At 55.1% G+C, this 19,761-nt stretch carries 19 protein-coding genes; 12 read left to right on the top strand and 7 right to left on the bottom strand.

What is annotated here, in order from left to right:
- Window positions 1-5 precede the first annotated feature (5 nt).
- Together tkt and tal are read right to left on the bottom strand one after the other, a co-directional pair.
- The gene (gene tkt, locus GEAM_RS12710; protein ID WP_034792066.1) at window positions 6-2,000 is read right to left on the bottom strand and encodes a transketolase; all 1,995 of its coding nucleotides are present in this window, start codon (window positions 1,998-2,000) and stop codon (window positions 6-8) included.
- 17 nt (window positions 2,001-2,017) lie between these two features.
- Complete coding sequence (gene tal, locus GEAM_RS12705; RefSeq protein WP_034792065.1) at window positions 2,018-2,968, bottom strand: transaldolase; 951 nt, start codon at window positions 2,966-2,968, stop codon at window positions 2,018-2,020.
- Between the two features lie 440 nt (window positions 2,969-3,408).
- Between tal and maeB the strand changes: the two genes are divergently transcribed.
- Window positions 3,409-5,688, top strand: coding sequence for an NADP-dependent oxaloacetate-decarboxylating malate dehydrogenase (gene maeB / locus GEAM_RS12700; RefSeq protein WP_034792063.1), 2,280 nt, complete (start codon window positions 3,409-3,411; stop codon window positions 5,686-5,688).
- A gap of 105 nt (window positions 5,689-5,793) precedes the next feature.
- Here maeB and uriH read toward each other — a convergent pair whose 3' ends face one another.
- The 4 genes from uriH to amiA form a co-directional block, all read right to left on the bottom strand.
- Complete coding sequence (gene uriH / locus GEAM_RS12695) at window positions 5,794-6,741, bottom strand: uridine-preferring nucleoside hydrolase UriH (RefSeq protein ID WP_034792061.1); 948 nt, start codon at window positions 6,739-6,741, stop codon at window positions 5,794-5,796.
- 78 nt (window positions 6,742-6,819) lie between these two features.
- Window positions 6,820-7,269, bottom strand: a complete 450-nt coding sequence (locus GEAM_RS12690) for a YaiI/YqxD family protein (RefSeq protein ID WP_034792058.1) — start codon at window positions 7,267-7,269, stop codon at window positions 6,820-6,822.
- Window positions 7,269-8,201 carry an oxygen-dependent coproporphyrinogen oxidase gene (gene hemF, locus GEAM_RS12685; protein WP_034792056.1) on the bottom strand — a complete coding sequence of 311 codons (933 nt, stop codon included), beginning with the start codon at window positions 8,199-8,201 and terminating at the stop codon, window positions 7,269-7,271. Before hemF ends, GEAM_RS12690 begins: the two co-directional genes overlap by 1 nt.
- 140 nt (window positions 8,202-8,341) lie before the next feature.
- Window positions 8,342-9,229, bottom strand: a complete 888-nt coding sequence (gene amiA, locus GEAM_RS12680) for an N-acetylmuramoyl-L-alanine amidase AmiA (protein WP_034792054.1) — start codon at window positions 9,227-9,229, stop codon at window positions 8,342-8,344.
- Window positions 9,230-9,446: 217 nt separating this feature from the next.
- Between amiA and GEAM_RS12675 the strand changes: the two genes are divergently transcribed.
- On the top strand, window positions 9,447-9,872 hold the full coding sequence (locus GEAM_RS12675) for a GNAT family acetyltransferase (RefSeq protein WP_034792052.1): 426 nt from the start codon (window positions 9,447-9,449) through the stop codon (window positions 9,870-9,872).
- A gap of 101 nt (window positions 9,873-9,973) precedes the next feature.
- Here the strand turns inward: GEAM_RS12675 and GEAM_RS12670 are convergent, their stop codons facing one another.
- Window positions 9,974-10,375, bottom strand: a complete 402-nt coding sequence (locus tag GEAM_RS12670; protein ID WP_172468504.1) for a YgiW/YdeI family stress tolerance OB fold protein — start codon at window positions 10,373-10,375, stop codon at window positions 9,974-9,976.
- A gap of 169 nt (window positions 10,376-10,544) precedes the next feature.
- Here GEAM_RS12670 and GEAM_RS12665 point away from each other — a divergent pair, with 169 nt between their 5' ends.
- The 10 genes from GEAM_RS12665 to GEAM_RS12620 form a co-directional block, all read left to right on the top strand.
- Window positions 10,545-10,988, top strand: a complete 444-nt coding sequence (locus GEAM_RS12665) for a DUF2919 domain-containing protein (RefSeq protein WP_034792048.1) — start codon at window positions 10,545-10,547, stop codon at window positions 10,986-10,988.
- Window positions 10,989-11,132: 144 nt separating this feature from the next.
- Window positions 11,133-11,756 (top strand): RpoE-regulated lipoprotein, encoded by a 624-nt coding sequence (locus tag GEAM_RS12660; RefSeq protein WP_051899501.1) that lies wholly within the window; start codon window positions 11,133-11,135, stop codon window positions 11,754-11,756.
- A gap of 125 nt (window positions 11,757-11,881) precedes the next feature.
- Window positions 11,882-12,781 carry a Dyp-type peroxidase gene (locus GEAM_RS12655; RefSeq protein ID WP_034792046.1) on the top strand — a complete coding sequence of 300 codons (900 nt, stop codon included), beginning with the start codon at window positions 11,882-11,884 and terminating at the stop codon, window positions 12,779-12,781.
- A 258-nt stretch (window positions 12,782-13,039) separates the two neighbouring features.
- Window positions 13,040-14,011: a sulfate ABC transporter substrate-binding protein gene (locus tag GEAM_RS12650; protein ID WP_236942781.1), complete on the top strand. Its 972-nt coding sequence runs from the start codon at window positions 13,040-13,042 to the stop codon at window positions 14,009-14,011.
- Complete coding sequence (gene cysT, locus GEAM_RS12645; protein WP_034792042.1) at window positions 14,011-14,841, top strand: sulfate/thiosulfate ABC transporter permease CysT; 831 nt, start codon at window positions 14,011-14,013, stop codon at window positions 14,839-14,841. The genes GEAM_RS12650 and cysT overlap by 1 nt, the downstream gene beginning before the upstream one ends.
- Entirely contained in the window at window positions 14,841-15,716 is an 876-nt protein-coding gene (gene cysW, locus GEAM_RS12640; RefSeq protein ID WP_034792040.1) for a sulfate/thiosulfate ABC transporter permease CysW, read from the top strand. Before cysT ends, cysW begins: the two co-directional genes overlap by 1 nt.
- Window positions 15,706-16,800, top strand: a complete 1,095-nt coding sequence (cysA, locus tag GEAM_RS12635; protein WP_034792038.1) for a sulfate/thiosulfate ABC transporter ATP-binding protein CysA — start codon at window positions 15,706-15,708, stop codon at window positions 16,798-16,800. The genes cysW and cysA overlap by 11 nt, the downstream gene beginning before the upstream one ends.
- A 127-nt stretch (window positions 16,801-16,927) precedes the next feature.
- Window positions 16,928-17,812 carry a cysteine synthase CysM gene (gene cysM, locus GEAM_RS12630; RefSeq protein WP_034792036.1) on the top strand — a complete coding sequence of 295 codons (885 nt, stop codon included), beginning with the start codon at window positions 16,928-16,930 and terminating at the stop codon, window positions 17,810-17,812.
- Between the two features lie 100 nt (window positions 17,813-17,912).
- Entirely contained in the window at window positions 17,913-18,596 is a 684-nt protein-coding gene (locus GEAM_RS12625; RefSeq protein ID WP_034792034.1) for a response regulator transcription factor, read from the top strand.
- A partial coding sequence (locus tag GEAM_RS12620; protein ID WP_034792083.1) for a histidine kinase dimerization/phospho-acceptor domain-containing protein occupies window positions 18,577-19,761 on the top strand: 1,185 nt, incomplete at its 3' end. The genes GEAM_RS12625 and GEAM_RS12620, both read left to right, overlap by 20 nt.

Genomic DNA, 19,761 nt, shown 5'->3' with positions numbered 1-19,761 from the left:
GCACATTACTTGAGTAATGACTGAGCCTGTGCCACCACGTTATCCACGGTGAAGCCGAACTCTTTGAACAGCAGATCAGCCGGAGCAGACTCGCCGAAGCTGTGCATACCCACTACCGCGCCGTTCAGGCCAACATATTTGTACCAGTAGTCAGCAATCCCGGCTTCAACGGCGACGCGCGCCGTGACGGCTTTCGGCAGCACGGACTCGCGGTAAGCCGCATCCTGCTTGTCGAAGGCGTCGGTCGAAGGCATAGACACTACGCGCACTTTAGTGCCTGACGCAGCCAGCTTGTCGGCGGCTTCCACGGTGATCCCCACTTCAGAGCCCGTGGCAATCAGGATAATGTCTGGCGTGCCTTCGCTGTCTTTCAGCACATAACCACCGCGAGCAATATTGGCAACTTGCTCTTTGGTGCGCGGCTGCTGGGTCAGGTTTTGACGAGAGAAAATCAGCGCCGCCGGGCCGTCAGTGCGTTCAATCGCATATTTCCACGCTACCGCAGACTCAACCTGATCCGCCGGACGCCAAGTGCTCATGTTTGGCGTAACGCGCAGGCTGGCCATTTGTTCGACCGGCTGGTGGGTTGGGCCATCTTCACCTAAACCGATGGAGTCATGGGTATAGACGAAGACGTTGCGAATTTTCATCAGCGCCGCCATACGCACCGCGTTACGGGCATATTCAACGAACATCAGGAAGGTGGCGGAGTACGGCAGGAAACCACCGTGCAGCGCGATACCGTTACTGATCGCAGTCATGCCGAACTCACGCACGCCGTAGTGAATGTAGTTACCGGCAAGGTCATCACCCAGTGATTTCGAGCCAGACCACATGGTCAGGTTACTTGGCGCGAGGTCAGCGGAGCCGCCGAGGAACTCTGGCAGCACTTTGCCGAAAGCTTCCAGCGTGTTCTGCGAGGCTTTACGGCTAGCGATGTTGGCTGGCTTGGCCTGCAGCTCATCAATGAACTTCTGCGATTCGCTAGCCCAGTTGGCTGGCAGCTCGCCCTGCACGCGGCGTTTAAACTCTTTCGCCAGCTCAGGATGCGCTTTTGCGTAGGCGTCAAACTTGGCGTTCCACGCGGCCTCTTTGGCTTTACCGGCTTCTTTGGCGTCCCAACCGGCATAAATGTCCTGCGGGATCTCAAACGGCGCGTGAGTCCAGCCGATATTTTTACGGGTTGCTGCCACTTCGTCGTTACCCAGAGCCGCGCCGTGCGCTTCGTGAGTCCCGGCTTTGTTCGGCGAGCCGAAGGCAATCACGGTTTTACACAGCAGCAGTGATGGCTTATCGGTCACTTTGTGGGCTTCATCGATGGCTTTCTTGATGGCTTCAGAGTCATGGCCATCAACGCCACGGATCACGTGCCAGCCGTAAGCTTCAAAGCGTTTGGCGGTGTCATCGGTAAACCAGCCCTCGACGTGGCCGTCGATGGAAATACCGTTGTCATCATAAAACGCGGTCAGTTTGCCGAGTTTCATGGTACCGGCCAGTGATGAGGCTTCGTGCGAGATACCTTCCATCATGCAGCCGTCGCCTAAGAAGGCGTAGGTATGGTGGTCAACGATGTCGTGACCCGGCTTGTTAAACTGCGCTGCCAGCGTGCGCTCGGCAATCGCAAAACCTACCGCATTGGCGATACCCTGACCCAGCGGGCCAGTGGTGGTTTCTACGCCCGGCGTGTAGCCATATTCTGGGTGGCCGGGGGTTTTAGAGTGCAGTTGGCGGAAGTTAGCCAGTTCGCTGATTGGCAGGTCATAGCCCGTGAGGTGCAGCAGGCTGTAAATCAGCATTGAGCCGTGACCGTTCGACAGCACAAAGCGGTCGCGATCGGCCCAGTTTGGGTTGGTCGGGTTATGGTTCAGGTAGTCACGCCACAGCACTTCGGCAATGTCAGCCATGCCCATCGGGGCACCGGGATGACCGGAATTCGCTTTCTGTACAGCGTCCATACTTAATGCGCGGATAGCGTTCGCAAGCTCTTTACGAGAAGGCATTATTCGACTCCAGTTAATTAAAGTTCAGCGGCCAGCATGTCTTCCAGCTTCTGCTGGTCAACGGCGAATGTGCGGATACCTTCAGACAGTTTTTCAACCGCCATTGGGTCCTGATTGTGCAACCAGCGGAATTCGCTCTCAGTCAGCGGCTTAGGCTGAGGGGAACCTTTCGTTGAAGGTTCAAGTTTGCGTTCTACCGGCTCGCTGCTGGCTTTCAGCTCTTCTAACAGATTCGGGGAGATAGTCAGACGGTCACAACCGGCCAGTGCCAGAATTTGTTCCACTTTGCGGAAGCTGGCACCCATGATCACGGTCTGATACTTATGAGATTTGTAGTATTCGTAGATATCACGGACGGATTTAACACCCGGATCTTTCTCGACGTCATAGGCCGCGTTCGGCTCTTTGGCTTTGTACCAGTCATAGATACGGCCAACGAATGGAGAGATCAGATACACGCCAGCTTCGGCACAGGCGCGGGCCTGAGCGAAGGAGAACAGCAGAGTCAGGTTACAGTTGATGCCTTCACGCTCTAGCTCTTCGGCGGCTTTGATGCCTTCCCACGTTGACGCCAGCTTGATAAGAATACGTGATTTATCAACGCCTTTTTCTTCATACATTGCAATCAGCTTGCGCGCTTTTGCCAGACACTGTTCGCGGTCGAAGGAGAGTCGCGCATCGACTTCTGTCGAGATACGCCCCGGCACGCTTTTCAGGATTTCTAACCCGATGTTAACGGCGAGTCGGTCGCTGGCGTTGATAATTTGAGTCTCTTTACTGCCACCTTTTTTGCGGGCGTAATCCAACGCGTCTTTGATAAGCCCTTGGTACTGCGGCAGATCGGCAGCTTTTAAGATTAAGGATGGGTTGGTCGTGGCATCCTGCGGTTCGAAATGACGGATAGATTCAATGTCACCACTGTCGGCGACCACCGTGGTCAATTTTTTCAGTGCGTCTAACTGGTTCATCTCTACTCCTTTAAATGCTTTTCGTCTTACAAGCATTGTTATCAAAAATCTTGCGTGCCGTTTGCGCAAATCGTGGCGCAACTTTTATGTGGGGCTCATACCCTGCATCAAATTGTTAACAATTTGAATGTGCTTTTTCTGATTGTTGTGATGGGCCAGAGCAATGGAAAACACAAAAGCTGACGCAAGGCTGAACGTTCAACCTGAGTTGCGCAAGGGGGAACTTTAAGCGTAGTTCATTTTTGCGAGATGTCTTCCGCGAACGAAAAGTAAGCGATGTAACGGCTAGATTTTGGTCGTGCTTCATCGTTTGTCGTGGCAAGTTACCTATACTAGATTTCGTGAAAGGCCCGACTCATGGCCTCTCCGTACTTCTACAGATGACCCTACAAATACGACCAATAACAACCTCACCTACAACAAGAAAAGAGGCCCCGACAATGGATGAACAGCTGAAACAAAGTGCGCTAGATTTTCATGAGTTTCCTGTACCGGGAAAGATTCAGGTTTCTCCAACCAAGCCCCTCGCCACTCAGCGTGATTTAGCGCTGGCTTACTCTCCGGGCGTGGCGGCTCCTTGCCTTGAGATTCAAAAAGACCCGCTGGCGGCTTATAAATACACCGCCCGAGGCAATTTGGTGGCCGTGATCTCCAACGGCACGGCGGTGCTGGGCTTGGGCAATATCGGCGCGCTGGCGGGCAAGCCGGTGATGGAAGGCAAGGGCGTTTTGTTTAAGAAGTTCGCCGGTATCGACGTGTTTGATATCGAAGTCGATGAGTTAGACCCGGATAAACTAATTGACGTGATTGCCGCGCTGGAGCCGACGTTTGGCGGCATCAATCTGGAAGATATCAAAGCGCCGGAGTGCTTTTACATTGAGCAAAAGCTGCGCGAGCGCATGAAGATCCCGGTGTTCCACGATGACCAGCACGGCACCGCCATTATCTGTACCGCCGCCGTGCTCAACGGCCTGCGAGTGGTGGGTAAAAATATTTCTGATGTCCGTCTGGTGGTATCAGGGGCCGGTGCCTCCGCCATTGCCTGCCTGAATTTACTGGTCGCGCTGGGCCTGAAGCGCCATAACATCACCGCCTGTGATTCTCGCGGGGTTATCTACAAAGGCCGCGAAGAGAACATGGCGGAAACCAAAGCCGCTTATGCCATAGAAGACAACGGGCAGCGCACGCTGGCTGATGCTATTCCTAATGCAGACATTTTCCTCGGCTGCTCTGGCCCCGGCGTGTTGACCCAAGATATGGTCAAAACCATGGGCAAAGATCCGCTGATTTTGGCTTTGGCTAACCCCGAGCCGGAGATCTTGCCGCCGCTTGCCAAGGCCGTGCGCCCTGACGCCATTATTTGTACCGGCCGCTCTGATTTCCCTAATCAGGTCAACAATGTGCTGTGCTTCCCGTTTATCTTCCGCGGCGCGCTGGACGTCGGCGCGACTACCATTAATGAAGAGATGAAACTGGCCTGTGTCCATGCCATTGCCGACTTGGCGATGGCCGAGCAGAGCGACGTTGTGGCCTCGGCCTACGGCGAAGAAGAGCTCTCTTTCGGGCCGGATTACATCATTCCTAAACCCTTCGATCCGCGCCTGATTGTCAAAATTGCTCCCGCCGTCGCCAAGGCGGCGATGGAGTCCGGCGTAGCGACTCGGCCGATTGAAGATTTCGACGCGTATATCGAGAAGCTCTCTGAGTTCGTCTACAAAACCAATTTGTTTATGAAGCCGATTTTCTCTCAGGCCAAGACGGACGCTAAACGCGTGGTGATGGCGGAAGGGGAGGAGGAGCGCGTGCTGCATGCTACCCAAGAGCTGGTGACGCTGGGGCTGGCGAAGCCCATTCTGGTTGGGCGACCAAGTGTTATCGACATGCGTCTTAAAAAGCTCGGATTACAGATTGAGGCGGGCAAGGATTTCGACGTCGTGAATAACGAGTCCGACCCGCGTTTCAATGAATACTGGAGCGAGTATTACCAACTGATGAAGCGCCGCGGGGTGTCTCAAGAGCAGGCGCGTCGTGAAGTGATTGGCAACCCGACGCTGATCGCCGCCATTATGCTACTGCGCGGCGAGGCTGACGCGATGATCTGCGGCACCATTGGCACCTATCACGAGCATTATGACGTGGTGGAGAAGGTGTTTGGTTTCCGCGAGGGGGCCAGTGTGGCGGGTGCGATGAACGCGTTACTGCTGCCAAGCGGCAACACCTTTATTGCCGACACCTATGTCAATGATGACCCAACCCCCGAGCAACTGGCTGAAATTACCCTGATGGCGGCGGAAACCGTGCGGCGTTTTGGTATCGAACCTAAAGTTGCGCTGCTTTCACACTCTAGTTTCGGCACCTCGGACGGCGCGTCGGCGGTGAAGATGCGCAAAACGCTGGCGTTAGTTAACCAGAGAGCGCCAGAGCTGGAAATTGATGGTGAAATGCATGGCGATGCCGCCTTAGTTGAAAGCATTCGGCAGGACATCATGCCCGACAGCCCGCTCAAAGGGGCGGCGAATATCCTCATCATGCCCAATATGGAAGCGGCGCGTATCAGCTATAACCTGCTGCGCGTGTCTAGCTCGGAAGGGGTAACGGTAGGGCCGGTGCTGATGGGTGTTTCTAAGCCAGTGCATATTCTTACCCCAATTGCCTCGGTGCGGCGCATCGTCAATATGGTGGCTTTAGCCGTGGTAGAAGCGCAAACCGAGCCGCTGTGATGGGGCAGGTTAGCCAAAGAGAAGGCTAAGCAGACAGATAAAAGAAGAGAGGAGAAGAGGCGCTGACTTCAGCGCCTCTTGCAGAGCTTGGCGTGCTACGGGAGCTTAAAACTCAACTTCACCAATGCGCTCGAGGGCATCGACAATTAAGTCCCAGAAGCGCTGGTGATCCAGCTTCACCGCCACCTGAGTATGGCAGTCCGCCGGTGGCGCAGCGCGGAAGTCAGCCACGGTCATTCCTAGCGTCAGGGTGCCGGTGAGTTCGATATCAACCGGCACTTTGTGCACCGTCATCACGTTCGGGTCGATGACATAAGCCACGGCGCACGGGTCATGAACCGGCGGCGCGTCGAAGCCCTGACGGTCTTTGTAGCTCTGGCTGAAGAAGTCGAGCAGCTCGTTGACGAATTTTGCCGGGCGAGTGCCGACAGCAGCAATACGGCTGTAAACCTCAGGAGTTGCCAGCGCCTGATGGGTGAGGTCCAGTCCGACCATGGTTAACGGCCATTTTTCGTTGAAAACGATGTGTGCGGCTTCGGGGTCGATTTTGATATTAAATTCGGCCACCGCGCTCCAGTTACCCACGTGGTAACCGCCGCCCATCAGCACCACTTCTTTAACGCGTTCGGCAATGCGCGGCTCTTTACGCACGGCTAAGGCGATATTGGTTAATCCGCCCGTTGGCACCAAAGTAATGGTTTTCGGTGGGTGGGACATCACAAGGTCGATGATCAGGTCAATGGCGTGTATCGGCTCAATCTTAATGGCGGGTTCTGGCAGCACCGGGCCATCAAGGCCGGAGTCACCGTGGATTTCATCCGCGACCTCAACCTGACGCACCAGCGGGCGAGTTGCACCGGCGGCAAAGGGAACGCCGGTGATGTTTGCCACGCGAGCCACGGCCAATGCGTTGCGAGTGACTTTCTCCAGCGTCTGGTTGCCGACAACGGTGGTGACGGCGAGCAGTTCAATCTCGGGGTTGCCGTGGGCCAACAGCATGGCGATAGCGTCGTCATGCCCCGGGTCGCAATCAAGAATGATTTTTTTAGCCATTATTATCTTCTCTTTGTAGGGGGACCTTCACACTGGTAAGTGTATAAAAATTAAGTCATTATTTTTATTATGGCCGGATTATTTTTTGGCTTGTTGCAGCCACTTATCCAGCTCATTGGCGAACTGCTGGCGGTCACGCTGATTAAGCGCAGGAGGCCCGCCGGTCTGCACGCCGCTGGCGCGCATGGTGTCCATGAAATCGCGCATGTTCAAACGCTCTTTGATGGTTTCGGTGGTGTAGCGCTCGCCGCGCGGGTTAAGCGCCACGCCGCCTTTTTCAATCACTTCGGCGGCCAGCGGGATATCAGCCGTAATAACCAAATCCCCCGGCTCGGTGCGTTTGACGATTTCGTTATCGGCCACGTCGAAGCCCGCCTCAACGCGCAGGGTGCGGATAAACTTTGACGGCGGCGTGCGGATAATCTGGTTGGCCACCAGCGTCACCATCATGCCGGTGCGCTCGGCGGCGCGAAACAGCACCTCTTTGATGACGTTCGGGCAGGCGTCGGCATCGACCCAGATTTGCATTACTTCGGCTCCTTGTCGGACAGCCAATCGCGAACCGGCAGGAAGTCACGGTACAGCGCGGCTTCCGGGCTGTCGCTTTCAGGCTGGAAGTTATATTCCCAACGCACCAGAGGGGGCATCGACATCAAGATAGACTCGGTTCTGCCGCCGGTTTGCAGGCCAAACAGCGTGCCGCGATCCCACACCAGATTGAATTCGACATAGCGGCCACGGCGGTAAAGCTGGAACTGGCGCTCGCGCTCGCCCCACGCCATGGATTTGCGCTTCTCAACAATGGGCAGATAGGCTTCGGTAAAGCCATTGCCTACCGCCTGCATAAAGGCAAAGCAGTGGTTGAAGTCAGGGGTGTTCAGGTCATCGAAGAACAGGCCGCCGATGCCACGGGCCTCATTGCGATGCTTGATAAAGAAGTAATCGTCACACCACTTTTTATACTGTGGGTAGACATCCTCGCCGAAAGGCTGGCAGAGCTGCTGTGCGGTCAAATGCCAGTGACGAGCATCTTCTTCAAAGCCGTAGAACGGCGTCAGGTCGAAGCCGCCGCCAAACCACCACACCGGCGCTTCACCGGCTTTTTCAGCGATAAAAAAACGCACGTTGGCATGGCTGGTTGGAATATAAGGGCTGAGAGGGTGGATCACTAAAGAGACGCCCATGGCTTGGAAGCTGCGCCCGGCCAGCTCTGGGCGATGCGCCGTGGCTGAGGCTGGTAAGGTGGCACCATGCACGTGGGAGAAGTTGACGCCCGCTTGTTCAAAAACCGCGCCTTGGGTTAATACGCGGCTGCGTCCGCCACCGCCTTCTTCGCGTACCCACTCATCTTCTGCGAACTGCGCTTTGCCATCGGCGGCGGCTAATTGTTGGCAGATAGTTTCCTGTAAGGAGAGCAGGAAGGCTTTTACTTGGGCGATGTCGGGGATCGGTTGACTCATGAGTTAACTCACAGACGTTGGCTTAAAAGACATTCAGCGCCAAATAGGCGCTGAATCAAAAATGGGCCTCAGTATATACCCAAAATCGCCGGATATGCAGGAAGGCTGCAATAGGCTGCGCGCATTAATGGCGCGGGGTCTTAACGCGGCTTGCGTTCGGTAGCGTCGAAATAGCTAAAGAAATTCACGATACCCTGAGAAATCGCCTGAGCAATCTCTTTGCGAAATGCCGTGGTGCTGAGCAACTGCTCTTCGTGATGGTTGGTGATAAACGAGGTTTCCACCAGAATCGACGGAATAGAAGGCGATTTCAGCACCGCAAAGGCTGCTTGCTCGGTCTGCTGGCTGTGCAGATGGTGAATAGGGCGGATCCTCTCCAGCACGTGGTGGCCGAGGGTCAGGCTATTTTTAATGGTGTCGGTTTGCACCAGATCGAATAACACCTGTTGCAGGTAGTTGGTGTCTTCTTTCGCCACTTTGGCACCAGCCACTAAGTCGGCGTCATTCTCTTTTTTCGACATATAGCGCGCCATCGCGCTGCTTGCACCGCGATTGGACAGTGCAAACACCGAGGCACCCGAGGCGCTTGGGCTGGTGTAGCCGTCAGCGTGAATCGACACAAACAGGTCAGCCTGATGCTGGTGGGCGATTTCAACCCGCTGATAAAGCGGAATAAAGTGGTCGGAGTCGCGGGTGAGTTTCACCTCGATATTGCTGTGGGAGCCGAGGATCTCGCGCACATAGTTGGCGATTTCCAGCACCACGTGCTTCTCTTCCGAGCCTTCATGGCCCACCGCGCCGGAGTCAATGCCGCCGTGGCCGGGGTCAATCATCACCAGCTTTTTAGCATTCGCTGGCTTGGGTGCCGGGGCAGTTTTGGTGATATGCCGTTGTTCTTGCGCCGCGACGGCGGTGCGAGTGCCCAGCACGCCAAAAGCCAGCCCGAGGCCGGATAGCAGCAGTTGTCGGCGGGTTGCAGAAGCAGGTAAAGGTTGGAAATGGAGAAACTTATTTAAAGGGTTAAGCATGGTGCATACCGTCAACGTCAAACAGAATAGTTATGTTATAGAGTATCCTTCCCGTTGGTTCGATCTGATAACTATTACTTTTTATGAATTTTGTGTCGTAAATGAATAAATTAGAAGCGAATGTGAGTAACTGTCTATTTTGATATTGCGTATCAAGCAGATCACGCGATAATTAACCAATACCCATTAACTCTTTAACAAACAGCGGCGAACAGTGATGGACATTCGCATTTACCGACAAGATGATTTCGACGAAGTGCTGACCTTATGGGAGCGCTGTGACCTGCTGCGCCCGTGGAATGATCCTGAAATGGACATTGAGCGTAAACAGAACCACAGCCCTGAGCTGTTTCTGGTGGCAGAAGTTGGCGGCGAAGTCGTGGGCTCAGTGATGGGCGGCTATGACGGCCATCGCGGCTCGGCGTATTACCTTGGCGTGCATCCTGATTATCGCGGTCGTGGCATTGCCAACGCGTTAATTAATCGTCTGGAAAAGAAGTTAATTGCCCGTGGCTGCCCGAAAATTAATTTAATGGTGCGTGCCGAGAATGACGCGGTAGTGAGCATGTATGAAAAGCTGGATTACGAAATTCAGGACGCGCTCACCTTAGGCAAACGACTGATTGAAGACCAAGAATATTAAAGCTCACTGTTAATTGAGCCGATAAAAAGTTAATTGAGCCGATAAAAAGCCCCGACGCACTGCTCGGGGCTTTTTTATTTATCAGCAATCTGGTGAGGAACTTACTTGATGATTTTGATGGATTTCACATCAATCTCAACCGAGTTCCAGTCTTTATCGACTTCACCTTCAATACGCACTTTGTCTTTTGGCGACACGTTCTGTCCCTGCCAGCGGTCGTGGTCGATGTCGACATTAATGGTGCCGCTGTTGTCGCGGAAAATATATTTGTCGCTGCCGGTGCGCTGATCGATATAGCCTTCCAGCATGACCCACTGGTCATCATTCATGGTTTGCGCGTCTTTCACCGTGCTCAGCGCGGTGGTATTGCCAGTAAAACCGCCTTTATTGCTTGGCTGGGCTTGGGTCTGCGGCGCGTTCGGGTCTTGGAAACCGCCAGTCTGCTGAGCCAACGCCGGAAGGGTGCAAAGTGCAATGAGGGTTGCCAGAGTGATCTTCTTCATCATAATAGGTCGTCCTTAATAAACTGGGTCTGGTGAGTGTAGCAAGTCATCCTTTAATGAGATGTCTTGCCGCGTTGAGAATCATTAAAGCAGACTGTTCTTAACGGTTTCTTAAGCTGGGTTAGTTACTTTTCAGTCACGACAATTCGAAGGAAGTATTTCTGAGGCTATGAACCCAGACGATTACAACAACCACGGCATGCTGCGTTTACCGCTGTGGTTCTGGACTATTTTGATTTTGCAGGCGCGCACTTGGTTGCTGTTTGTGATGGCCGGTGCGTCGAGCCAGCAGGGCACGGATTTACTCAAGCTGTTCTATCCCGACACTCAAAGTTTCTGGCACGGGATGATGCTCGGCCTGCCTCCGGCGCTGGTCTTTATGTTAAGTGGGCGTCGCCATCTGTGGCCACGGCTGTGGCAAAGTGGCTACTGGCTGCTGCTTGCGGGAATGTTTGTCACCTTTGTGCTGCAAGGGTTGGGGCTGTGGCAGGGGGCGGACACGCCGTCGCTGGTTGATTTGGCTTTGGCACTGCTCGACGCCGCCGCGCTGGCCTACTGGCTCTTAAGCCGCCGCCTGCGGGCTTGTTTTGACGCTTCCCAGCTGGTGACTTAAAGCTTGTTACTTCGTGGCTGAACTTTTTACGCCAATTAGCACTCGAACTGCCGCTGACCGATAAACTCAATTCTGTTTTGAATAGGCTAAACGGAGTCCCGGCAGACTTAAATGGACATGAAAGGAGTGAACCGAATGACGACTATGTCGCACAGGGCGCAACAACAGCCAAGCGTGAAGCACCCGCTGAAGGCTCTTAGCCCACTTTTACTGGCATTACCCCTGCTCTTAACGGGCTGTTCGACGGTCTCTAACATGTCCTGGTCGAGCATGAACCCGATGAACTGGTTTAGCAGTAGCCTGAAAGTGACCGATCAGGGCGTTGGCAAAGTCACCGCCAGCACCCCTCTGACCGAAGATGCGATTAAAGATGCTTTAGACGGCGACTATCGCCTGCGCAGCGGCATGTCGATGAATGACGGCAAAATGCTGGCGTTCTATCAGGCGATGGATGGTAAAGAGGTCAAAATGACCCTCAGCGGCGAGCCGAAGGGCCGCGTGCAGCGCATTGACGTCACCGACCCTAAAGTCGAAAGCGAGTGGGGCGTCAAAGTGGGTACGCCATTTAGCGACCTCTACACCAAAGCTTTCGAAAGCTGTATCAAAGGCACCGGCGACGACGCGCAGAGCGTGGTGTGTAAAGCGCCACAGAGCCAGCACGTTAGCTATGTCTTTAGCGGCATATGGCACGGGCCGGAAGAGCTGATGCCGTCTGATGACTCGCTGAAAGAGTGGAAAGTCAGCAAAATTGTTTGGCGAGCCAACTAAGCGCCATTCCTTCAGCAATGCTTTAAAAATAGTGCTGAAAATTTCTGCAATGCCTTGCGTCCGCGCAAGGCATTTTTGTTGACTTCGGTTATGATAGCCGCCGTCAAATTTACGAGGATAAAAACGTGACTCAGGTACAGAGTGGCATTCTGCTCGAACATTGCCGTTTCGGCATTTTCATCGAAGCTAAAGTTCAAGGCGAGCTGGATAGTCTGCGGCAGGGTTGCCGTGTGTTTGCTGCCGCATTAAGTGAAATGCAGCAGAAATTTCCGCAAGAAAAACTCGGCGCGGTGTTGGCGTTTGGTCATGACGTCTGGCGCGACCTCTCCGGCGGTCAGGGCGCTGACGAATTGAAACCTTTCGAGCCGCTGGGCAAAGGGCTGGCTCCGGCGACCCAGCGTGACGTGCTGCTGCACATTCAGTCTCTGCGCCATGACGTGAACTTCGCCGTGGCACAGGCGGCGCTGGCGGCCTTCGGCAAATCTATCCTGGTGGAAGAAGAGACTCACGGCTTCCGCGGCATTGAAGACCGCGATTTGAGCGGCTTTGTCGATGGCACGGAAAACCCGAAAGACGAGGCGCGCGCGCGAGTCGCTATTATTCCTGAAGAGCATCAGGACGCGGGCGGCAGCTATGTGATGGTCCAGCGCTGGAAGCACAATTTAACCCAGTGGAATCGCTTCTCGGTCAGCCAGCAAGAAGAGGTGATTGGCCGCACTAAGCTGACCGACGAAGAGCTGGACTCAGAAACGCGCCCGGACACTTCACACGTCAGCCGCGTTGACCTGAAAGAAGAGGGCAAAGGCCTGAAAATTCTGCGCCAGAGCCTGCCTTACGGCACTGCCAGCGGCGAGCACGGCCTGTATTTCATCTCTTATTGCGCGCGTCTGTGGAACATTGAGAAGCAGCTGCTGAGCATGTTTGGTGATCTGGACGGCAAGCGCGACGCCATGCTGCGCTTCACTCGCCCGGTGACCGGCAGCTACTATTTCGCGCCGTCCCTCACTCGCCTGCTGGCGCTGTAACCCCTCGCTATCTCCTTGGCGCGCCTGTCTCGGGCGCGCCACGTTTCGCCCTAATCCGCTGTTTCCCGCCTTATAGCTTTTCATGCTTGAAAATTACCAAACAGTATATAAAACCGTTACAGCCTGACGCTGAGTTATAAATACACTGTGGACTACTAAAGTGGCTGAGTTTTGCCATGTCGGATGTCCATACACTCAAGGCGGCGCATGAAAATGAACGGATTTAGAAGCGGATTACTCAAGGGTTCTCTCGCCGCCATGCTGCTGGCGAGCGGCGCGGCCTCTGCCACGGAATTACTCAATAGCTCCTATGATGTGGCGCGTGAACTGTTCGCCGCGCTCAATCCGCCATTCCAAAAGCAGTGGGCAGAGCAAAACGGGGGCGACAAGCTGGAGATTAAACAGTCTCACGCCGGCTCCTCCAAGCAGGCTTTGGCCATTCTGCAAGGCCTGAAGGCCGATGTCGTCACTTACAATCAGGTGACTGACGTACAAATTCTGCATGACCGTGGCGACCTGATCCCCGCCAACTGGCAGAGCCGCTTGCCGAACAACAGCTCGCCATTCTATTCGACCATGGCGTTCTTAGTGCGCAAGGGAAACCCGAAAAACATTCACAGCTGGGACGACTTAACCCGTTCCGACGTCAAGCTGGTATTCCCAAATCCGAAAACCTCAGGCAACGGCCGCTATACCTATCTGGCGGCGTGGGGCGCGTTCAATCTGCAAGACGGTAAAAACCAGGAACAGACGCGCGCCAAAATGACCCAGTTCCTGAAAAACGTGCAGGTGTTTGATACCGGCGGCCGTGGCGCGACCACCACCTTCGTTGAGCGCGGGCTGGGCGACGTGCTGATAAGCTTCGAGTCCGAAGTGAACAATATTCGCAAACAGTACGGCGACGACAACTATGAAGTGATTGTCCCGCCGGTCGACATTCTGGCTGAGTTCCCGGTGGCATGGGTCGACAAAAACGTTGAGAAAAACGGCACCGAGAAAGCAGCGAAGGATTACCTGAATTACCTCTGGAGCCCGCAGGCACAGAAAATTATTACCAGCTTCAACTACCGCGTGTATGACAAAACGGCAATGGCGGCGGCGAAAGGGCAGTTCCCGGACACCAAGCTGTTTAAAGTTGAAGATCAGTTCGGTAGCTGGCCGCAGGTGATGAAAACGCATTTCGATACCGGCGGTGAGCTGGATAAATTGTTAGAGCAGGGTCACAAGTAATGTTGTTGTCGAGCAAACGCGTACTTCCCGGATTCACCCTCAGCCTCGGCAGCAGCTTGCTGTTCGTGTGTCTGGTGCTGTTATTGCCGCTGAGCGCATTGGTGATGCAGTTGTCACAAATGACGCTAGCACAGTATTGGTCGGTCATAACCAATGATCAGGTGATTGCGGCTTACAAGGTCACCCTGCTGTCGGCGGGCGTGGCCAGTATTTTTAACTGCTTTTTCGGCATGCTGATGGCGTGGATCCTCACGCGCTATGAGTTTCCGGGCAAGAGCCTGCTCGACGGCTTGATGGATTTGCCTTTTGCGCTGCCGACGGCGGTAGCGGGTTTGACGCTGGCCGGGCTGTTTTCGGTCAATGGCTTTTATGGTCAGTGGCTGGCGCATTTTGATATCAAAGTGGCCTACACCTGGCTGGGTATCGCGGTTGCCATGGCCTTCACCAGCATTCCTTTTGTGGTGCGCACGGTGCAGCCGGTGCTGGAAGAGCTAGGGCCAGAGTATGAAGAAGCTGCCGAAACCTTGGGTGCTTCGCGCTGGCAGAGCTTCCGCCGCGTGGTGTTGCCAGAGGTGATGCCTTCGCTGATGGCGGGAACCGCGCTGTCATTCACCCGCAGCCTTGGCGAGTTTGGCGCGGTGATTTTCATCGCCGGTAACATCGCGTGGAAAACCGAAGTGACCTCGCTGATGATTTTCATCCGTTTGCAGGAATTTGATTATCCGGCGGCGAGTGCGATTGCTTCGGTTATCTTGGCGGCGTCCCTGCTGTTGCTGTTCGCCATCAACACCTTACAAAGCCGTTATGGCCGTCGTCTTGGAGGTCATTAATGTCTGATATTCCGGCTTACTCAGGGGAAGCGCGTCGGCCAATCGACTGGACCAAATGGCTGTTGATTGGCATTGGGATGCTGATTTGCCTACTGCTGTTGGTCATCCCGATGATCAGTATTTTCGTGCTGGCGTTTTCGGACGGCATTGCAGCTGTGTGGAAGAACTTGTCTGACTCCGACATGCTGCACTCTATCTGGCTGACGGTGTTGATGGCGCTGATCACCGTGCCGGTAAATCTGGTGTTCGGTACGCTGCTGGCGTGGCTGGTGGCGCGGTTTAATTTCCCCGGTCGTCAGTTGCTGCTGACCCTGATCGACATTCCTTTTGCCGTGTCGCCAGTGGTTGCGGGCCTGCTGTATCTGCTGTTTTACGGCACCAATGGTCCGCTGGGGCCGTGGCTGGATGCCCATAACCTGCAATTTATGTTCGCGTGGCCGGGCATGGTGATGGTGACCATTTTCGTCACCTGTCCTTTTGTTATTCGCGAGCTGGTGCCGGTGATGCTCAGTCAGGGCAGCCATGAAGATGAAGCCGCAGTGCTGCTCGGCGCGTCAGGCTGGCAGATGTTCCGCCGCGTGACGTTGCCTAATATTCGCTGGGCGCTGCTGTACGGCGTGGTGTTGACCAACGCCCGCGCCATTGGCGAGTTCGGCGCCGTGTCGGTGGTTTCCGGTTCAATCCGCGGCGAAACCTACACGCTGCCATTACAAGTTGAATTACTGCATCAGGACTACAACACCGCAGGCGCGTTTACCGCCGCCGCGTTGTTAACCCTGATGGCGATAGTCACTCTATTTCTGAAAAGCGGCCTGCAATGGCGTTTGAAACGTCACAACGACCGTCTTGAGCGGGAGGATAGCAATGAGCATTGAAATTAACGGTATCAACAAATATTTCGGCCGCACCAAGGTGCTGAACGATATCTCGCTCGATATTCCTTCCGGCCAAATGGTGGCGCTGCTTGGACCTTCAGGCTCCGGCAAAACCACGCTGCTGCGCATTATCGCCGGTCTGGAGAACCAGAGCGCGGGTAAGCTGAGCTTCCACGGTAAAGACGTCAGTCAGGTTCACGCCCGCGATCGTCAGGTTGGTTTTGTGTTCCAGCACTATGCGCTGTTCCGCCACATGACGGTGTTCGACAACATCGCCTTTGGCCTGACCGTGCTGCCGCGCCGCGAGCGCCCGAATACTGAAGCGATTAAAAAGAAAGTCACTCAGCTGCTGGAAATGGTACAGCTAAGCCACTTGGCCAATCGCTACCCGTCTCAGCTGTCCGGCGGGCAGAAACAGCGCGTGGCGCTGGCTCGTGCGCTGGCGGTCGAGCCGCAAATCTTGCTGCTGGATGAGCCTTTCGGCGCGCTGGATGCTCAGGTGCGTAAAGAGCTGCGCCGCTGGCTGCGTCAGTTGCACGAAGAGTTGAAGTTCACCAGCGTGTTCGTCACCCATGACCAAGAAGAGGCAATGGAAGTCGCCGATCGCGTGGTGGTGATGAGCCAAGGCAATATCGAACAAGTGGGCACGCCGCCGGAAATCTGGCGCGACCCGGCAACGCGCTTCGTGCTGGAATTTATGGGTGAAGTGAATAAAATCAGCGGCGACATTCGCGGATCTCAGCTTTATGTCGGCCCGTACCATTGGCCGCTGGAGAACCCGCCGTTGCATCAGGGCGCGGTTGACCTGTTCCTGCGCCCGTGGGAGATGGAGATCACAGCGCAGCCAACCCAGCGCTGCCCGCTGCCGGTAAAAGTTTTGGAAGTCAGCCCGCGCGGTCATTTCTGGCAATTAATCGTCCATGCCGAAGGCTGGCACGACGAGCCGCTGTCAGTGGTACTGTCTGATTTTGCAGGACAATCTACCCCGCAGCGCGGTGACAAGTTCTACGTGGGTGGTTTGAACGGCCGCCTGTACGCCGGGGACGAAGCACTGCAACCCGTTGCATTGGCGAAAAGTGCCTGATACTTTTTAGCCAATTCAGGTTAAATTTCTAAAAAAGGGCGGTCTGAGAGCTGCCCTTTTTATCGTCTAATTCTTATTTATTCATTTTTGCATGGTGTTTATAACCCATCGTGATAAGGCAAGCACAGTGAGCACGCTCGAACAGTACATCGGCAATACGCCTCTGGTGAAATTACAGCGACTGACCCATGATCTGGACAGTGAAATTTGGGTCAAACTGGAAGGCAATAACCCAGCGGGATCCGTTAAAGATCGCGCCGCCCTTTTTATGGTCGAGCAGGCCGAAAAGCGCGGAGAGCTGCGCCCCGGCGATACGCTGATTGAAGCCACCAGTGGCAACACCGGTATTGCACTGGCGATGATTGCCGCGCTCAAGGGTTACAAACTCAAGCTGCTGATGCCGGAGAATATGAGCCTGGAGCGTCAGGCTTCGATGCGCGCTTACGGCGCTGAATTGCTGCTGATTAGCCGCGCGCAGGGCATGGAAGGGGCGCGAGATTTGGCGCTGGAGATGCAAAGGCAGGGGCAAGGTAAGGTGCTGGATCAGTTTAATAATGCCGATAACCCGCTGGCGCACTTCACCACCACTGGCCCGGAGATTTGGCAGCAAACGGCAGGGCGCATTACCCATTTTGTTTCCAGCATGGGCACCACCGGCACCATTACCGGCGTCAGCCGCTACCTGCGCACCCAAAGCAGTGAAGTGAAAATTATTGGTTTGCAGCCCGAAGAGGGCAGCAGCATTCCGGGCATTCGCCGCTGGCCGCAGGCTTATATGCCGGGTATCTTCAAGCCAGAACTGGTGGATGAAACCATCGACATGGCGCAACAAGAAGCCGAAGACACCATGCGCGAACTGGCTCGCCAAGAGGGCATTTTCTGTGGCGTCAGCTCCGGCGGCGCGGTGGCTGGAGCTCTGCGCGTTGCTCGTGCCAACCCCGGCAGCGTGGTGGTGGCAATCATTTGCGACCGTGGCGATCGCTACCTTTCGACCGGTGTGTTCGATCTCTAAGCCCAAATTTGGCTTACAAGTGTAAAATTAGAGTAAAAGCGGCTGCGCGTGGTCGGGTTAGGGATAAAAATAACCAGAACTCAGTTAGGTGGAAATGATGATGAAAATTTTATTGGTCGATGACGATCTCGAACTGGGTACCATGCTCAGCGAATATTTAATTGCTGAAGGCTTTAACGCATCGCTGGTGCTGACCGGCAAGGCCGGGATTGACGGGGCGATGTCCGGCGAGTATTCCGCGATGATCCTCGACATCATGCTGCCTGATATGAGCGGCATTGACGTGCTGCGCCAAGTGCGTAAGAACAGCCGTCTGCCGATCATTATGCTGACCGCCAAAGGCGACAACATCGACCGTGTTATCGGGCTGGAGATGGGCGCGGATGACTATATGCCGAAGCCTTGCTATCCGCGCGAGCTGGTAGCGCGTCTGCGTGCCGTGCTGCGCCGCGTTGAGGAGCAGCAGGAAGCCCCTTCAGACTCTTCCGTTATCCATTATGGTGACCTGACATTGAATCCCGCGACGCGCAGCAGTCAGTGGCGCGGCGCGCTGTTTGACTTGACCGCTTCCGAGTTCAATCTGCTAGAGCTGTTGCTGCGCGCACCGGAGCGCGTGGTGTCGAAAGATGAGCTTTCCGAGAAAGGTTTAGGGCGTCCGCGTGAAGCCTACGATCGCAGCATTGATGTGCATATCAGCAACATTCGCCAGAAGCTGGCGTCCCTTGCTGGCGGCGATATCCTGACTATTGAAACGGTAAGAAGTATTGGCTATCGCATCAGGTAAACGCCTTCGCGGAAGGCTATTTTGGAAAATCCTGTTTGGATTTTGGTTCACCTTCATCGCCATCACTCAGGTTCTCTGGGTGACTTTTGCTTTCTATAACCACCACGAGCCGCCTGAAAGCGGCATCGCGCGTCGGTTTGTGAAGCTGCAAATCACCTCAGCCGTCTCAACCCTGCGTTCCGGCGGCATGCCCGCTCTCGACGCCATGATGGCCGACTGGCCGGATGACGATCGCCAGTTCTTCTCCGTCACTCCTTCCATGGTGCCTGCCGAAGGCGAAACCCTGAAATCGCTGGAGCCGGGGAAAGCGCCGAAAGAGATTGTCGAGTTCGTGCAGGGGCCGAAAGGGCAGGGCTATAGGCTGCGTTATAACGTCGAAGGGTTGATGAGCGAGTACCGGCCGAAGCACCGCGAGCATATGCTGCACATCCCAACGCCGCTGCTGTGGATTGGCGGCCTCGGCGGTCTGCTGTTCAGCGCGGTGCTGGCGTGGAACTTAACCCGACCGATGCTACAAATGCGTCAGGCTTTTGGTCGCGTGGCGCAGGGCGACCTGTCGGTGCGGCTGTTTGCTAAAATGGGCAAGCGCCACGATGAGCTGTCCGAGGTAGCGCGAGACTTCGACTCCATGGCGGAACGCCTGCAAGTGCTGGTTAAAGCGCGCGAGGAGCTGCTTCACGACGTTTCCCACGAGTTACGCTCACCCTTGGCCCGTTTACAGCTAGCGATTGGTCTGGCGCGGCAGAACCCCCTTAACGTCGAAACCTCGTTGCAGCGCATCGAACATGAGGCGGGGCGTCTGGATAAGATGATTGGCGAGCTGCTGGCGCTGTCGCGAACCGAAAACGATCAGATGCCGGATGAAGAGTATTTTGACCTCTACGGGCTGGTTGAGGCGGTGGTCAACGACGCGCGCTACGAAGCACAGCTCCCCGGTGTGGAGATTGAACTGAAGCCGGAAACCCCCGAGCAGAATGACTATACGGTGAAGGGCAATGCCGAGCTGATGCGCCGCGCGATAGATAACGTGGTGCGTAACGCGCTGCGTTTCTCCGCCCGCGAGCAAAAGGTGGTGGTGTCACTGATTCAGACGGAAGGTTGGCTGACGATTGAAGTCGAAGATCAGGGGCCGGGCGTTGAGGAAGATAAGCTTTCAAGCATCTTC

It is taken from the genome of Ewingella americana ATCC 33852 (assembly GCF_000735345.1).
Lineage (GTDB): Bacteria > Pseudomonadota > Gammaproteobacteria > Enterobacterales > Enterobacteriaceae > Ewingella > Ewingella americana.
The sequence above is the reverse complement of the archived record's forward strand: the minus strand, read 5'-3'. Positions and strand labels throughout refer to the sequence as shown.

Bases quoted from the DNA above. Each gene is read 5' to 3' on its own strand.
- tkt (WP_034792066.1), bottom strand. From the start codon at position 2,000: ATGCCTTCTCGTAAAGAGCTTGCGAACGCTATCCGCGCATTAAGTATG.
- tal (WP_034792065.1), bottom strand. From the start codon at position 2,968: ATGAACCAGTTAGACGCACTGAAAAAATTGACCACGGTGGTCGCCGAC.
- maeB (WP_034792063.1), top strand. From the start codon at position 3,409: ATGGATGAACAGCTGAAACAAAGTGCGCTAGATTTTCATGAGTTTCCT.
- uriH (WP_034792061.1), bottom strand. From the start codon at position 6,741: ATGGCTAAAAAAATCATTCTTGATTGCGACCCGGGGCATGACGACGCT.
- GEAM_RS12690 (WP_034792058.1), bottom strand. From the start codon at position 7,269: ATGCAAATCTGGGTCGATGCCGACGCCTGCCCGAACGTCATCAAAGAG.
- hemF (WP_034792056.1), bottom strand. From the start codon at position 8,201: ATGAGTCAACCGATCCCCGACATCGCCCAAGTAAAAGCCTTCCTGCTC.
- amiA (WP_034792054.1), bottom strand. From the start codon at position 9,229: ATGCTTAACCCTTTAAATAAGTTTCTCCATTTCCAACCTTTACCTGCT.
- GEAM_RS12675 (WP_034792052.1), top strand. From the start codon at position 9,447: ATGGACATTCGCATTTACCGACAAGATGATTTCGACGAAGTGCTGACC.
- GEAM_RS12670 (WP_172468504.1), bottom strand. From the start codon at position 10,375: ATGAAGAAGATCACTCTGGCAACCCTCATTGCACTTTGCACCCTTCCG.
- GEAM_RS12665 (WP_034792048.1), top strand. From the start codon at position 10,545: ATGAACCCAGACGATTACAACAACCACGGCATGCTGCGTTTACCGCTG.
- GEAM_RS12660 (WP_051899501.1), top strand. From the start codon at position 11,133: ATGTCGCACAGGGCGCAACAACAGCCAAGCGTGAAGCACCCGCTGAAG.
- GEAM_RS12650 (WP_236942781.1), top strand. From the start codon at position 13,040: ATGCTGCTGGCGAGCGGCGCGGCCTCTGCCACGGAATTACTCAATAGC.
- cysT (WP_034792042.1), top strand. From the start codon at position 14,011: ATGTTGTTGTCGAGCAAACGCGTACTTCCCGGATTCACCCTCAGCCTC.
- cysW (WP_034792040.1), top strand. From the start codon at position 14,841: ATGTCTGATATTCCGGCTTACTCAGGGGAAGCGCGTCGGCCAATCGAC.
- cysA (WP_034792038.1), top strand. From the start codon at position 15,706: ATGAGCATTGAAATTAACGGTATCAACAAATATTTCGGCCGCACCAAG.
- GEAM_RS12625 (WP_034792034.1), top strand. From the start codon at position 17,913: ATGAAAATTTTATTGGTCGATGACGATCTCGAACTGGGTACCATGCTC.